Source organism: Rathayibacter sp. VKM Ac-2760 (assembly GCF_009834185.1).
Taxonomy (GTDB): domain Bacteria; phylum Actinomycetota; class Actinomycetes; order Actinomycetales; family Microbacteriaceae; genus Rathayibacter.
This window is the reverse complement of sequence record NZ_CP047173.1, coordinates 1889172-1903872: the sequence shown is the minus strand read 5'-3', so window position 1 is coordinate 1903872 and position 14701 is coordinate 1889172. Positions and strand designations below refer to the sequence as shown.

Genomic DNA, 14701 nt, shown 5'->3' with positions numbered 1-14701 from the left:
GCCGTGCCGGACGACCTCGATCGAACGGACGCACCATGACGACCACCTCCTTCACCTCCGGCTGGATCGTCCGGGCACCGCGCGGGCCGTTCGCCGCGGTGCAGGGCGGCGCCGACGATTCCGTTGCGGTGACGCTGCCGCACGACGCGCTGCGCGATGCCGAGCGCTCGCCGGAGGCGGTGTCCAAGGGCGGCGCGGCCTACTACCCGGGCGGCGCCTACTCCTACGTCAAGAGCTTCGACGTGCCGGCGGACTGGGCGGGCAGGGTCGTGCGCCTCGAGGTGCAGGGCGCCTACCGGCACGCGATGGTCTTCCTCAACGACGAGTTCGCGGGGAACCGCGCCGACGGCTTCGCGCGCTTCTTCGTGGAGCTGACGCCGTTCCTGCGCTTCGGTGAGACGAACACGCTGCGGATCGAGGTGCGCTCGGGCCAGGACTCGCGCTGGTACGCCGGCGCCGGGCTGCACCGGCCGGTGCTGCTGCACGTCGACGAGCCCGTGCACATCGAGCCGGACGGCGTGCGGATCACGACCGTGCGCGTCGAGGACGACCAGGCCGTGGTCGAGGTCGCTGCCAGCATCGTCAACCGCGGACTCACAACCTCGTCCCTCACGGTCTCGACGGAGCTCTCGGGACCGTCCGGGAACGTCGTCGAGCGCGCGACGACTCCGGTCACCGTCGCCCCCGGTCGCACCGCCCTGGTGCGCCAGCGCCTCTACGTCCAGGAGCCGGCCCTCTGGAGCGTCGACTCCCCCGCCCTGCACAGCGCCCGCACGAGCATCGGGGTCGGCGACGACGTCGTCACCGTGCACGGCATCCGCACCGTCACCGTCGACCCGCGGAAGGGACTGCGGATCAACGGCGAGACCGTGCTGCTGCGCGGCGCGTGCATCCACAGCGACAACGGCGTCCTCGGCGCCGCCTCGATCGCCCGGGCGGAGGAGCGGCGGATCCAGCTGCTCAAGGAGGCGGGCTTCAACGCAATCCGCATGGCGCACAACCCCGCCTCGCCGTCGATGCTCGACGCCTGCGACCGCCTCGGCATGCTCGTGATGGACGAGGCCTTCGACATGTGGGTGCGCGGCAAGACGCACCACGACTACTCTCTCGACTTCGCCCAGTGGTGGCGGGCCGACCTGGAGTCGCTGGTCGCGAAGGACTACAACCACCCGAGCGTCATCCTCTACTCGATCGGCAACGAGATCGTCGAGGTCGGCACCCCGCACGGCGCGGTGCTGGCCCGCGATCTCGCGGAGCACGTGCGCTTGCTCGACCCGACGCGGCCCGTCACCAACGGCGTGAATCCGACGCTGGCGGTGCTCGACGAGCTCGACAGCATCCTCGCCTCGGAGCAGGGGCTGAACGAGCTCATGGGCGAGGCCGGAGCCGGGATGATGGCGGCGATCGGCTCCTCCGACGCCGTCACCCGCCGCACGGCGGAATCGAGCGCCGCGCTCGACGTGCTCGGGCTGAACTACGCCGACGGCCGCTACGCGAGCGACGCCGAGCTCTTCCCGCAGCGTGTGATCGTCGGGTCCGAGACCTTCCCCTCGCAGATCGGCGACCTCTGGCCGAAGGTGCTGGCGAACCCGAACGTGATCGGAGACTTCACCTGGACCGGCTGGGACTACCTCGGCGAGGTCGGGATCGGCGCCACCTCCTACGCGGAGGACCCGGCGGCGAACGGGGCGCTGGAGCGCGAGTACCCGTACCTGACGGCGTGGTGCGGCGATCTCGACATCACCGGGTGGCGGCGGCCCGCGTCCTACTACCGCGAGATCGTCTTCGGGCTGCGCTCGGAGCCGGCGATCGCGGTGGTGCGCCCGGAGCGGCACGGGCAGACGGTGACGATGCAGTCGCCGTGGGCGTGGAGCGACTCGGTCGACTCCTGGACCTGGCCCGGCTTCGAGGACTCCCCCGTCACCGTCGAGGTTGCGGCGGACGCGGACGAGGTGGCGCTGCTGCTCGACGGCGTCGAGGTGGCGCGTGCTGCGGTCGGCGGGGTGCGGCCGATGCTGGCGTCGATCGAGACGGTCTATCAGCCGGGCGCGCTGACGGCGGTGGCGTATCGGTCCGGACGCGAGACGGGACGCACCTCGTTCGTGTCCGCGGTCGGACCTGCGGTGCTGACCGCGACGGCGGACCGCACGGAGCTGCGCGCGGACGACACCGACCTCTGCTTCCTCGCGATCGAGCTGCGGGACGCGGCGGGCGTGCTGTTCACGGGCGCGGACCGGGTCGTCTCGGTCACCGTCGAGGGCGCGGGCCTGCTCGCGGGCTTCGGCAGCGGAGCACCCGCCACCACGGAGCGCTTCGACGCCACCGAGCGGACGACCTTCGACGGCCGCGCGCTCGCCGTGGTCCGTCCGACCGGCGCGGGGCCGATCACCGTGCTCGTCTCGTCAGACGGACTCGACGACGTCAGGATCGAGCTCTCGGCGAGCTGAGGATCGACAGCGCAGCCACTCCCCTTCGTCAGGCGGCGCGTCCCCTGCTGATCGAGTAGCCCGCGGAGCGGGCGCATCGAGATGCACCCTCTCCGGAAGCGAAGTTTGCAGACCCGTTGTGCTGATGACGCGGGGTCTCGATATGCCCCTCCGGGGCTACTCGACCAGCATTCGTCAGGCGGCGACGACTCCCGCGGGCGACCAGCCGAGGGCCGGGGCGATCGCGTCGGCGACGGTCTGCAGCAGCCGGGCGTTGTACTCCACGCCGAGCTGGTTGGGGACGGTGAGGAGGAGGGTGTCCGCCTCCTGGACGGCGACGTCGGCGGCGAGCTCCTCGGCGAGGCGGTCGGGCTCGCCGGTGTAGCTGCGGCCGAAGCGGGCGCGGACGCCCTCGAGGGAGGCGACCTGGTCGCGCTCGCCGCGGCCGCCGAAGTAGAGGCGGTCGAGGTCGGTCGTGATCGGGAGGACGCTGCGCGAGACGGAGACGCGCGGGGTGCGCTCCCAGCCGGCCTCGGCCCAGGCCGAGCGGTACTCGCGGATCTGGCGCGCCTGGAGCTCGTCGAAGGGGACGCCCTCCTCCTCGAGCAGGAGGGTGGACGACTGGAGGTTCATGCCCTGCTCGGCCGCCCAGCGCGCGGTGGCGAAGCTGCCGGCGCCCCACCAGATGCGGTCCTCGAGACCGGGTGAGCGGGGCTCGATCGCGAGCGGACTCGAGAACCCGGAGCGGGCCGGGTCGGTCTCGGCGACGGGTGCTCCGGCGAGCGCCTCGCGGAAGAGCTGCACCTTGCGGCGGGCGAGGTCCGCGTCGGTCGTGCCCGCCTCCGGGACGTAGCCGAAGGCCTCGGAGCCGCGCAGCGCGGTCTCGGGCGATCCCCGGCTCACGCCGAGCTCGAGTCGTCCGCCGGAGATGAGGTCGGTCGCGGCCGCCTCCTCCGCCATGTAGAGCGGGTTCTCGTAGCGCATGTCGATGACGCCGGTGCCGATCTCGATCCGGCGGGTGCGCGCGGCGATGGCGGACAGCAGCGGGAACGGCGAGGCGAGCTGCGGGGCGAAGTGGTGCACGCGGACGTAGGCGCCGTCGATCCCGATCTCCTCGGCCGCCTCGGCGAGCTCGATGGTCTGCAGGAGGACGTCCCGCGCGGTGTGCGTCAGCGACCCCGGCACGGACTGGTAGTGGCCGAAGGAGAGGAAGCCGATGCGCGAGACCATGACTGCTTCAGCGCCGGACGGAGCCGCGCTATTCCCGCTCACGGAGGCGCGCGCGCGAGGATCGCCGCTCAGCTCGCCTCGAAGTCGGCGGAGACGGAGGCCGAGACCTCGATGTCCTCCGGCTTGAGCGCGAGCTGCTCCTGGGCCTGGAAGGCCATGGCGCGGCTCATCACGGCCGAGCCGCCCTCGATCCGGGTGTGCGGGCGCAGTCCGGGCTCGAACAGGGTCAGCACCCGGGGCTCGCCGAGCCCGAGGGCGGAGGCGTAGGCGGCGGCGCGCTCACGCGCATCCCGGACCGCGGCGACCCGGACCTCGCGCTCGGCACTCGCGCGGCGGGCGGCCGTGACGTCCCAGTCGACTCCGCCGACGACGATCCCCGGCACCTCGGAGACGGAGGCGACCCAGCGGCCGAGAGCGTCGAAGTCGCGGTACTTCACCCGGACGCTCGCCGCCGCGACGTGGAAGAGCTCGGTCACGTCCGAATCCTTGAGGTACCGCTGGATCGTCGAGACCGACACCTGGTCGGCCGACCACCAGGTCGCCGCTCCGGACGCCTGCTCGGCGCGGGCCTCCTCGCGCACGCGGGCGTGCAGCGCGGTGACCTCGGCGAGCGCCTGGGGGCGCGAGCGCGACTCGCGGCGGATCTCGAGGCGGACGGTGCCGCGCTCGGCGGGGTGGAAGTGCTGGGCGAGTCCGGCGACGGTGATGGTGACCATGCGGCCATGGTGCCGCATCGGGCTCCGAGTGCCCAGCGGGTCGCCGGCCGGGGACGACCTTCAGGCGAAGAGGACCGTCGGGAGGGCAGGACCGTCAGGCGGAGGCGCCGAGGGCTCCGCGGAGCCGCTCGGCGAGCGAGTGCTCGACCGCGAGGTTGCTCAGGAGCTGGTCGCGGTGGGCGCCGACGGCGGGCGGGACGGCGGCACCGGTGCGCCGGTCGAAGGAGCCGCGCAGGGCGCGCTCGCACTCGCGGATCGTCTTCTCGACGAGGGCGAGCCGGCGAGCGAGGCGGGCCGACTGGTAGCTCTCGACCGAGATGGGTCCGTCGACCGGACGGCGGGTGCGGGCCGCGCTCGTGAGTACGGGGGCGATTGCGGAGGCGCTCATGCTGATCCAATCCATCGGGGCGCCGGTGAGCGGCGCCGTTCCTGAGGAGGACAGAAGAGCATGCGGGGCCCTGGCGAGCGCCATAAGTGACACGGAGAGCCCAGTGATGGCGCGTTCTATGCAGTGATCTGGCGCGATTCATATCGTCTGGCGCGATCCGTGCCGCGGAGCGGACTCCCGGCGCCGTCAGTCGCGGAAGACGGCCAGCTGCTCGTTGCCGATGATCGCCAGCGTCCGGACGAGCCGCGTGTAGCGCTCGACGAGCTCCTCGACCGCCGCACCCTGGCCGACCAGCGCCGCGATGCTCTCGGCGGGGAACAGCGAGACGATCTCCATCGCCACGGCGCGGCCGTGCTCGACGGAGAGGGCGCGGGCGTACTCGAGCGCGCGGGTCAGCTGAGGGCGGTCGCCGTCGCGGGTGACCGCCGCGGGATCCGCCTCTGCGGCGTGAGCGAGGACGGCGACGAACACGCGCGCGATCTCGTCGACCCGCAGCGCCCGGACGAGGGTGAGCAGTCGCGAGGACACCCGGGACACGCCCCGCGCCAGCAGCTCGCCGCTGAGCGCTCGCACCTCGATCACGTCGCCGCCGACGAAGTCGCCGGAGACGCGCTTGATCCCGGAGGCGAACAGGCTCGAGCCGGCGGCGATGCTCCGCTCGGCTTCGAGGTTGATCTCGACGCGGCCTCGCGAGGTCGCGACGCCCGAGATCCAGCGCTGCTCCACGACGGGGTGCCCGTGCACGGCGCGGACGAGCGTGCCGGGGCCGGGGCCGTCGAGCGCGCCGAGGATGACCTCGGGCGTGCGGGCGCCGGCGATGCGCGTCGAGACGCCGTTGTGCGCCGCGAGCTCGGCCGCGCGCAGCTTCGAGCGGATGCCGCCTCGGCCGGTGCCGCCCTTCTGCACGCCGATGCTGCGCAGCTCGGCGATGCCCAGCTCGTCGAGGTGCACGCCCTCCGCGATGCTGCCGGCGAAGACGCCGGGGACGTCGGTGAGCAGCAGGAGCAGATCGGCGCCGAGGAGCATCGCGAGGCCGCCGGCCACGCCGTCGTTGTCGGAGCCGGCGGAGTCGATGGTGTCGTTGCCGTTCACGATCGGCACCACGCCCGCGTCGAGCGCGTGCCGGATCGCCTCGGCGACGTGCGCCATCTGCTTCGGTGAGGCCAGATCGGACTCGCCGATCAGGATCTGCGCGACCAGGGACCCCGAGAGCTCGGCGACCGACCGGTAGAAGCCCATCAGCACGGTCTGCCCGACCGCCGCGGCGAGGCGCGGGCTGATCGGCGCGTCCTGGGCGCGGGCGAAGAGCGCGCGGCCGGAGGAGACGGCACCGGAGGAGACGAGGACGACGTCCCAGCCGAGGTCTCGGGCGGCGAAGGCGCTCTCGAGCGCGCTGGCGAGGAGGACGGGATCCGGACCCGACTGCTTGGTCACCGAGCTCGAGCCCATCTTGACCACGAGGGTCCGCCGCGGCTCCGCGGGGGACGAGGCGGTCGCGGCGGAGTCGGGCAGGGCGTCGGACATGGCTCCCATGGTAGGGGCGTGCTCGCGGCGGCCCCGCCTGGCGCGGATTTCCCGAGTGCCGGTCGGTTTTCGTCGTATCCTTCTCGCGGAGCCGATGAGGGCTCCCCTCTGGAAGGACGCGCCCATGACACCGACGTCGGCACCCGCAGGCGACCCGCTCGACGAGCAGATCGACCGCCGCTACCTCGATCCGCTGCGACCCGTGGACGAGCGGGTGGAGATCCTGCTCGGCCAGATGACGCTGGAGGAGAAGGCGGGGCTGTTCTTCCAGACCATGGTCGTGATGGGCGAGGGCGGGGCGCTCGCCGAGGACGGCGCGTTCGGACTGCCCTCGACCGCGGCGATGGTGCTCGAGAAGCGGATGTCGCACTTCAACCTGCTCGGCGGCGGGACCGCTACGGCGCGCGAGCTCGCCGAGTGGCACAACCGCGTCCAGGAGCTGGCGGCGTCGAGCCGGCTCGGCATCCCCGTGACGCTCTCCACCGATCCGCGCCACTCCTTCACCGACAACCCCGGCACCGGGGCGCAGGCGGAGGCGTTCTCGCAGTGGCCGGAGCCGCTCGGGCTCGCCGCGATCGGCGACGAGGCCTTGGTCGAGCGCTTCGGCGACATCGCGCGCCAGGAGTACCTCGCGGTCGGCCTGCGCGTCGCGCTGCACCCGCAGATCGACCTGGCGACGGAGTCGCGCTGGGCGCGGCAGGTCGGCACCTTCGGCGAGGACGCCGAGCTGACCGGGCGGCTGGGCGCCGCCTACATCCGTGGCTTCCAGGGCGAATCGCTCGGAGCGCGGTCGGTCGCGACGATGATCAAGCACTTCCCCGGCGGCGGACCGCAGAAGGACGGCGAGGACCCGCACTTCCCCTACGGCCGCGAGCAGGTCTATCCCGGCGGCAACGCGGAGTACCACCTGCGGCCGTTCGTGAAGGCCTTCGAGGCGGGCACGAGCCAGATCATGCCGTACTACGGGATGCCGGTGGGGACCGAGCACGAGGAGGTCGGCTTCGGCTTCAACCGCTCGGTGATCACGGGGCTGCTGCGCGAGCGGTTCGGCTTCGACGGCATCGTCTGCACCGACTGGGGACTGCTCTCGGACTCGGACATCATGGGCGACCACCACGTGGCGCGCGCCTGGGGCGTGGAGCACCTGTCGGTCCCGGAGCGGATGGCGAAGGCGCTCGAGGCCGGCGTGGACCAGTTCGGCGGCGAGTCGATCCCGGAGACGCTGGTCGCCCTGGTCGAGGGCGGGACGGTGGTCGAGGAGCGGCTCGACGCGTCCGCGCGGCGGCTGCTGCGGGAGAAGTTCGTGCTCGGGCTGTTCGACGAGCGGGCGGTCGACGCGGCGGCGGCGGAGACGGTGGTCGGCTCGGCGGAGTTCCGCGCGGCGGGCGAGGCGGCCCAGCGCGCGGCGATCACGGTGCTGGCGCAGGACGGCGTCCTGCCGGCACGGCGGGGCCTCCGGCTCTACGTCGAGGGGATCGATCCGGCGGTCGCCGCGGAGTACGGCGTCGTCGTCGATGCGCCGGCGGAGGCGGAGCTCGCGGTGATCCGGCTGCAGGCGCCGTTCGAGCGGCGCGCGACGGCGTTCGAGAACGTCTTCCACGCGGGCTCGCTCGACTTCCCGGACGAGGTGGTGGATCACGTGCTGCAGGTGGCGGCGCAGGTGCCGACGGTCGTCGACGTGTTCCTCGACCGGCCGGCGATCCTCACTCCGCTGGTCGGTTCCGCGGCGGCATTGCTGGGCGACTTCGGTGCGTCGGGGGCCGCGGTGCTCGACGTGGTGTTCGGAGTGTCGGAGGCGCGTGGCACACTGCCGATGGATCTTCCGCGCTCGATGGCGGCGGCGGCCGCCCGGCGGCCGGACGTGCCGTTCGACACGGCGGATCCGCTGTTCCGGTTCGGCCACGGGCTGCGGGTCTGACGGCCTGACCCGGCCCGCGGAGGGGCGGGGCGGAGGGGTGTCGGAGCTCCTCCACAGGGGGTGATCCGAGGCCCTGTCCACCGGTGCGGCACCCGGCGCGGCGGATGTCGGTGGCGATTGACATACTCGAACACATGTTCGAATATGGGCAGATGAGCCCCCCTTCCCCGCACCCCTCCCCGGGGGTCGCCGACACCGCGGAGCCGCTGCTGCGGCAGCTCGCGTCGGTGAAGGAGCTGCAGTCGCGGATCCGCGACATGCAGGCGACGACGCTCGAGTCGAAGAGCCTGGCGACCCTGCCGGCCTTCGCCTCGGTGCTGCCCGGCGGGTCGCTCAAGCAGGGCGCCGCCTATTCGGTCGAGGGCTCGATGAGCCTGGCGATGGGGCTGCTGGCCGGGCCGTCCTCCGAGGGCTCCTGGTGCGGCGTCGTCGGCGTCCCCGAGTTCGGCGCCGAGGCGGCGGCGGGCCTCGGGATCGATCTCGAGCGGCTGGTGCTCGTGCCCTCCCCCGCCGAGCACTGGCTCACGGTCACCGCGGCCCTGGTCGACGTCCTCACCGTCGTGCTGACCCGCCCGCCCGCCTCCGTCTCCTCGGCCGACGTCTCGCGGCTGGGGGCCCGCCTGCGGCAGCGCGGAGCGGCGCTCGTCGTCCTCGGCGAGTGGCCCCAGGCCGAGGCGCGCCTCAGCATCCGCAGCAGCCGCTGGGAGGGGCTCGGCGCCGGCCACGGCTATCTGCGCACCAGAGAGGCGCTCGTCGACGTCGTCGGCCGAGCGGGCACGCGGGTGCGCACCGTGCGGATGAGCATGCCCGGCACCGCGCACCCCTTCGGCGTGCTCGGCGGGCCGGCTCGCCTTCAGGAGCGGACCCTGCACGAGCGGGCGGTGTGAGATGAGCCGTTCCGCAAGCGCTCTCGAGCTGCGCCGCACGATCCTCGTCTGGTGCCCCGACTGGCCCCTGCTCGCCGCCGCGGCGGACGCCGGGCTCGACGCGGAGACGCCCCTCGCGCTCACCGAGAAGAGCCGGGTGTTCGCCTGCTCCCCCGGGGCGCGGGCCGAGGGCGTCCGCCGCGGGATGCGGATCCGCGAGGCGCAGTCGCGCTGCACGGGGCTCGCCGTGCTCCCCTACGACCCCGTGCTCGACCACCGCGCCTTCGAGCCGCTGGTGCAGGCGCTGGAGGAGATCACGCCGGGGGTGCAGCTGATCCGCCCCGGTCTCTGCGCGATCCGCGCCCGGGGGCCCCGTCGGTACTACGGCAGCGAGCAGTCCGCGGCGGAGGCCGTGCTGCACCGGCTCGCCGAGCTGGGCGTCCCGCTGGCGCGCGCCGGGGTCGCCGACGGCCTCTTCGCCTCCGAGCTGGCCGCCAAGCACTCCGGCACCGCGGTGTCGATCGTGCCGGCCGGCGAGAGCGCCGCCTTCCTGGCCCCCCTCCCGCTCGACGCGCTCGAGACCGAGGCCGTCGGCACGCGCACCAGGGCGCCCGTGAAGGGCGAGGACCTGATCGCGCTGCTGCGCCGGCTGGGCGTGCGGACCCTCGGCGCCTTCGCGCAGCTGCCCCGCGACGACGTCTCCGCGCGGTTCGGCCCCGACGGGGCGCGCGCGCACGTGCTGGCCTCGGGCGCCGAGATCGAGACGGTCGTCCCGCGGCTGCCGCCCGAGCGGCTCGACCGCGCGCTCGAGTTCGAGCCGCCGCTGGACCGGATCGATCAGGCCGCCTTCGCCTTCCGCGTCCCGGCGGAGGAGTTCGTCGCCGGGCTCACCCGGGCGCAGCTGGTCGCGACGGCGATCCGGATCGAGGTCGTCAGCGACCGCGGCGAGGTGTCCTCGCGCAGCTGGCTGCACCCGCGCTGGTTCACCCCGGGCGATGTCGTCGACCGGCTGCGCTGGCAGCTCCAGGGCAGCGGCGCGATCGACGCCGGGCTCGGCGCGCCGATCGCGCGCCTCTCGGTCGAGCCCGAGGCGGTCGACGCGATCGGCCACCACGAGCAGGGGCTCTGGGGCACGGCTCCGGAGGAGCGGGTGCACCACGGTCTCAGCCGGGTGCAGAGCATGCTCGGCCACGAGGCCGTCGTCACGGCGTCGGTCGGCGGGGGCCGCTCGCTCCGCGATCGCCAGCACCTGATCCCCTGGGGCGATCGCGAGCCCGGAGACGCCCGGCCGCGCGGGCTGCCCTGGCCGGGAGCGCTGCCGCCGCCCCTGCCTCCGACGGTCTTCGCCGAGCCCGCGGCGGTCCTGGTGCGGGGGCCGCGGGGCGAGCCGGTCTCGGTCGACGGCCGCGGCTCGCTCACCTCGGTGCCCGCCTACTTCGCGCCCGGCTCCTCGCAGTCCCGCCTGCAGCCGGTGACGGGCTGGGCCGGCCCCTGGCCGATCGACGAGCGGTGGTGGGACGCGCGCACCGCCGTCCGCTACGACCGCTTCCAGGTCGTCGACTCCGACGGCGTGGCCTGGCTGCTGCTCTGCCTCGACGGAGAGTGGGCGGCCGAGGCCCGCTACGACTGACGCCCCGCGCGCCGCCCGCCCGTGACGACCTCCCGGGCACGATCCGATCCCTCCCGCGCACGACGACCGAAGGAGCCCCCGATGGGCTGGAACAACCCCCCGATCCCCTGGTCGGAGTTCGAGCGCCGCCTCTCGAGCACGACGCGCAGCGACGGCACGACCGTCCGCGGCGACGGCGGCGACAGCCCCGCGTGGTCGCACAAGCGGCCCGCCTACACGCCCGGCGCCGATGTGCGTCCGCCCGCCGAGAAGGTGCCCTACGCCGAGCTGCACGCGCACTCGCACTTCAGCTTCCTCGACGGCGCGAGCAAGCCGGAGGACCTGATCGAGGAGGCGGTGCGCCTGGGCATCGACACGCTCGCCCTCACGGATCACGACGGGCTCTACGGGATCGTCCGGATGGCCGAGGCCGCGCAGGACCACGGGGTGCGCACCGCCTTCGGCGCCGAGCTCTCGCTCGGGCTGCGCACCCCGCAGAACGGCGTCGCCGATCCCGAGGGGACGCACCTGCTCGTCCTCGCCCGCCGCGAGGAGGGCTACCACCGGCTCGCCAGGGCGATCACCACCGCCCAGCTCGCCGGCGCCGAGAAGGGCAAGCCGAGCTACGACCTCGACGAGCTCGCCCGGGCCGCCGACGGCCACTGGATCGTGCTGACCGGCTGCCGCAAGGGCGCGGTGCGCCAGGCCCTGGTCGCGAGCGGCGAGGCGGCGGCCGAGGAGGAGGTGCGCGAGCTCGTCGCGCTGTTCGGCGCGCGCAACGTGCTGATCGAGCTCTTCGACCACGGCGACCCGCTCGCCTCCCTGCACAACGACCAGCTCGCGGGCATCGCCGAGCGGCTGCGCCTGCGCGTCGTCGCCACCGGCAACGTGCACTACGCCCGGCCGGAGGACCGGCCGCTGCAGACCGCGCTGGCCGCGGTCCGCGCCCGGCGGAGCCTCGACGAGATGGACGGCTGGCTGCCCGCCGCGGGCGGCGCGCACCTGCGCTCGGGCGCCGAGATGGCCGAGCGCTTCTCGCGCTACCCCGGCTCGGTCGAGAACACCGTGCGGATCGCGGACGAGATCGCCTTCGAGCTCGGCCGCGTGCGCCCCCGGCTCCCCCGGCAGGACGTGCCGGACGGGCACACCCCGATGAGCTGGCTGCGCCACCTGGTGCAGGAGGCGGTGCCGCAGAAGTACCCGCAGGCCGACTCCGACGTGCACGAGCGGCTCGAGAAGGAGCTGGCGGTCATCGAGGCCAAGGACTTCCCCGGCTACTTCCTCATCGTCCACGACATCGTGCACTTCGCGAAGGTGCGCGGGATCCTCTGCCAGGGCCGCGGCTCGGCCGCCAACTCGGCGGTCTGCTACGTCCTCGGGATCACCGCGGTCGACTCGATCTTCTACGGGCTGCCCTTCGAGCGGTTCCTCTCCAGCATCCGCGACGAGGAGCCGGACATCGACGTCGACTTCGACTCCGAGCGCCGCGAGGAGGTCATCCAGCACGTCTACGAGAAGTACGGCCGGCTGAACGCGGCGCAGGTGGCGAACGTCATCACCTACCGCCCCAAGTTCGCCGTCCGCGACATGGCGAAGGCGCTCGGCTACAGCGCCGGGCAGCAGGACGGCTGGTCGAAGCAGATCGAGCACTGGGGCTCGATCACCGAGAGCCCCGAGCACGACATCCCGGACGACGTCGTCGCGCTGACCAAGCGGGTGCTCGGCACGCCGCGGCACCTGGGAATCCACTCCGGCGGCATGGTGCTGACCGATCGGCCGGTCGGCGAGGTCTGCCCGATCGAGCCCGCCCGGATGGAGAAGCGCACCGTCCTGCAGTGGGACAAGGACGACTGCGCCTGGATGGGACTGGTCAAGTTCGACCTGCTCGGGCTGGGGATGCTCGCCGCCCTGCAGTACACCTTCGACCTCGTCGCCGAGCACGTCGGCGAGAAGTGGGACCTCTCGACGATTCCGCGCGAGGAGAAGGGCGTCTACGACCAGCTCTGCCGAGCCGACTCCATCGGGGTGTTCCAGGTCGAGAGCCGCGCGCAGATGGGAACCCTGCCGAGGCTCCAGCCGCGGCGCTTCTACGACCTCGTGATCGAGGTGGCGCTGATCCGACCCGGTCCGATCCAGGGCGGCGCGGTCCACCCCTACATCCGGCGCAAGCTCGGCGAGGAGCCGGTGAGCTACCAGCACCCGCTGCTCGTCACCCCGCTCAAGCGCACCCTCGGGGTGCCGCTGTTCCAGGAGCAGCTGATGCAGGTCGCGGTCGCGGTCGGCGACTGCAGCGCGGAGGACGCGGACCTGCTGCGGCGCGCGATGGGCTCCAAGCGCGGCACCGAGAAGATCGAATCGCTCCGGGAGCGGCTCTACGAGGGGATGGCGCGCAACGGCATCACCGACGAGGTCGCCGACGACATCTACCGCCGGATCCAGGCCTTCGCCAACTTCGGCTTCGCCGAGAGCCACGCGATCAGCTTCGCCCTGCTGGTCTACGCGAGCGCCTGGCTGCGGCTGCACTATCCGGCCGCCTTCACCGCCGCACTGCTGCGAGCGCAGCCGATGGGCTTCTACGCCCCGCACACCCTGGTCGCCGACGCCCGCCGGCACGGCGTGCGCGTCGAGTCACCGGACGTCAACCGCTCGCTGTCGCACCCCGGACTCGAGGCGCTCGACGGCCCGCCCGCCCGGCGCCGGGGCGGGGCGCCGCACGGACAGGACTCCTGCCTCTCCGCCGAGCAGGCCCCGACGGGCCTCTTCGACCGGTCGCAGCACTTCGACACCGACGACCACCGCCGCGACTCCGGCTTCGTCATCCGCCTGGGCCTCGCCGGGGTGAAGGGCATCGGCACCGCGCTGGCCGAGCACATCGTCGCCGAGCGCGAGCGCGGCGGCGCCTACGCGAGCATGGCCGACCTCTCGCGCCGGGTGGGCCTGAACGCGACCCAGCTCGAGGCGCTCGGCGCGGCCGGCTCCTTCGACTCCCTCGGGCTCGAGCGCCGGCAGGCGCTGTGGGAGGCGGGGTCCGCCGCCGCGGACCGGCAGGAGTTCCTCCCCGACTCGATCGTCGCCGTCCAGCCGCCGCTGCTGCCGATGCTCTCGGCGCAGGAGCGGGTCGTCTTCGACTTCTGGGCCACGGGCATCTCACCGGACGACCATCCGCTGCGGCACCTGCGCGAGGGCCTCACGCGGCGCGGAGCGCGCTCCACGGCCGATCTCCCCGGCACGGCCTCGGGCACCCGGATCGAGGTCGGCGGGGTCGTGATCCACCGTCAACGCCCCTCCACAGCCGCCGGAGTGACCTTCATGAACCTCGAGGACGAGCACGGGATCCTCAACGTGATCTGCTCCGTCGGAGTATGGAACCGCTATCGGCGCACAGCGCGCGAGGCTCCTGCACTCCTCATCCGCGGGATCCTCGAGCGCTCCGAAGAAGGGGTGACCAACCTCCTCGCCGACCGGTTCGAAGCGCTGTCGGTCAGCGCCCGGACCACCGCCCGCAACTTCCGATGACCGAGACAGCACCGCGAGCGCTCCGGCGCCCGCACGACCCGCGAGAGAGCGACACCATGACGACCATCGAACCAGCACCCCACCCCTCGGCCCTCGACGTCCCGCTGCACGAGGACCGCGACCTGCGCGAGCGCGTCTCCTCGCTGATCGGCCCCGCCTACCGGCGCGCACTCTGGCCGATCCTGCTCGACCGGGCCGGCTACCAGCTGCCGATCCTCTACCCGGTCGACGGGCTGCCCGTGCACCCGGACGAGGAGAAGACCGAGCGGATCGTCGCGACGCTCGCCAAGGCAGTGGCCCACCACGACGTCGGCTCGCTCGCCTTCGCTCTCGAGCGCCCGGGCCGGGCGTTCCTCGGCGAGACCGACCGGGTGCTCGCCCGCCAGCTCAGCGCCGCCTGCCACAGGCGGGCGATGCCGCTGCGCGCCCTGCTGCTCGTGCACGACGACGGCGTGCGGATCATCGCCGACGCGGAGCACTCCGCGCCGGCGCGCTGATCCGGCCCGTA

General features: G+C 73.4%; 10 protein-coding genes. 6 read left to right on the top strand and 4 right to left on the bottom strand.

Annotation, left to right across the window (positions count from 1 at the left end; all coding sequences use genetic code 11):
• Positions 1-35: 35 nt before the first annotated feature.
• Positions 36-2447 (top strand): glycoside hydrolase family 2 TIM barrel-domain containing protein, encoded by a 2412-nt coding sequence (locus tag GSU72_RS08560; protein ID WP_159984632.1) that lies wholly within the window; start codon positions 36-38, stop codon positions 2445-2447.
• A 174-nt stretch (positions 2448-2621) separates the two neighbouring features.
• Here the strand turns inward: GSU72_RS08560 and GSU72_RS08555 are convergent, their stop codons facing one another.
• The 4 genes from GSU72_RS08555 to proB all read right to left on the bottom strand — a co-directional run bounded on the left by GSU72_RS08555 (position 2622) and on the right by proB (position 6284).
• Positions 2622-3656 (bottom strand): LLM class flavin-dependent oxidoreductase, encoded by a 1035-nt coding sequence (locus GSU72_RS08555; protein ID WP_159984631.1) that lies wholly within the window; start codon positions 3654-3656, stop codon positions 2622-2624.
• Positions 3657-3724: 68 nt separating this feature from the next.
• Positions 3725-4372, bottom strand: coding sequence for an SIMPL domain-containing protein (locus GSU72_RS08550; RefSeq protein ID WP_159984630.1), 648 nt, complete (start codon positions 4370-4372; stop codon positions 3725-3727).
• 94 nt (positions 4373-4466) lie between these two features.
• Complete coding sequence (locus GSU72_RS08545; protein ID WP_159984629.1) at positions 4467-4760, bottom strand: hypothetical protein; 294 nt, start codon at positions 4758-4760, stop codon at positions 4467-4469.
• A gap of 186 nt (positions 4761-4946) precedes the next feature.
• A complete protein-coding gene (gene proB / locus GSU72_RS08540; protein WP_159984628.1) occupies positions 4947-6284 on the bottom strand; it encodes a glutamate 5-kinase in 1338 nt (445 codons plus the stop codon).
• 124 nt (positions 6285-6408) lie between these two features.
• Here proB and GSU72_RS08535 point away from each other — a divergent pair, with 124 nt between their 5' ends.
• The 5 genes from GSU72_RS08535 (at position 6409) to GSU72_RS08515 (ending at position 14690) form a co-directional block, all read left to right on the top strand.
• Positions 6409-8202 carry a glycoside hydrolase family 3 N-terminal domain-containing protein gene (locus GSU72_RS08535; RefSeq protein WP_159984627.1) on the top strand — a complete coding sequence of 598 codons (1794 nt, stop codon included), beginning with the start codon at positions 6409-6411 and terminating at the stop codon, positions 8200-8202.
• Positions 8203-8354: 152 nt separating this feature from the next.
• Positions 8355-9089, top strand: a complete 735-nt coding sequence (locus GSU72_RS08530; protein ID WP_159984626.1) for a hypothetical protein — start codon at positions 8355-8357, stop codon at positions 9087-9089.
• Position 9090: 1 nt separating this feature from the next.
• The gene (locus tag GSU72_RS08525) at positions 9091-10698 is read left to right on the top strand and encodes a DNA polymerase Y family protein (RefSeq protein WP_159984625.1); all 1608 of its coding nucleotides are present in this window, start codon (positions 9091-9093) and stop codon (positions 10696-10698) included.
• Positions 10699-10779: 81 nt separating this feature from the next.
• Positions 10780-14193 (top strand): error-prone DNA polymerase, encoded by a 3414-nt coding sequence (locus GSU72_RS08520; protein WP_159984624.1) that lies wholly within the window; start codon positions 10780-10782, stop codon positions 14191-14193.
• Between the two features lie 56 nt (positions 14194-14249).
• A complete protein-coding gene (locus GSU72_RS08515) occupies positions 14250-14690 on the top strand; it encodes a hypothetical protein (protein ID WP_159984623.1) in 441 nt (146 codons plus the stop codon).
• The last annotated feature ends 11 nt before the right edge of the window (positions 14691-14701 follow it).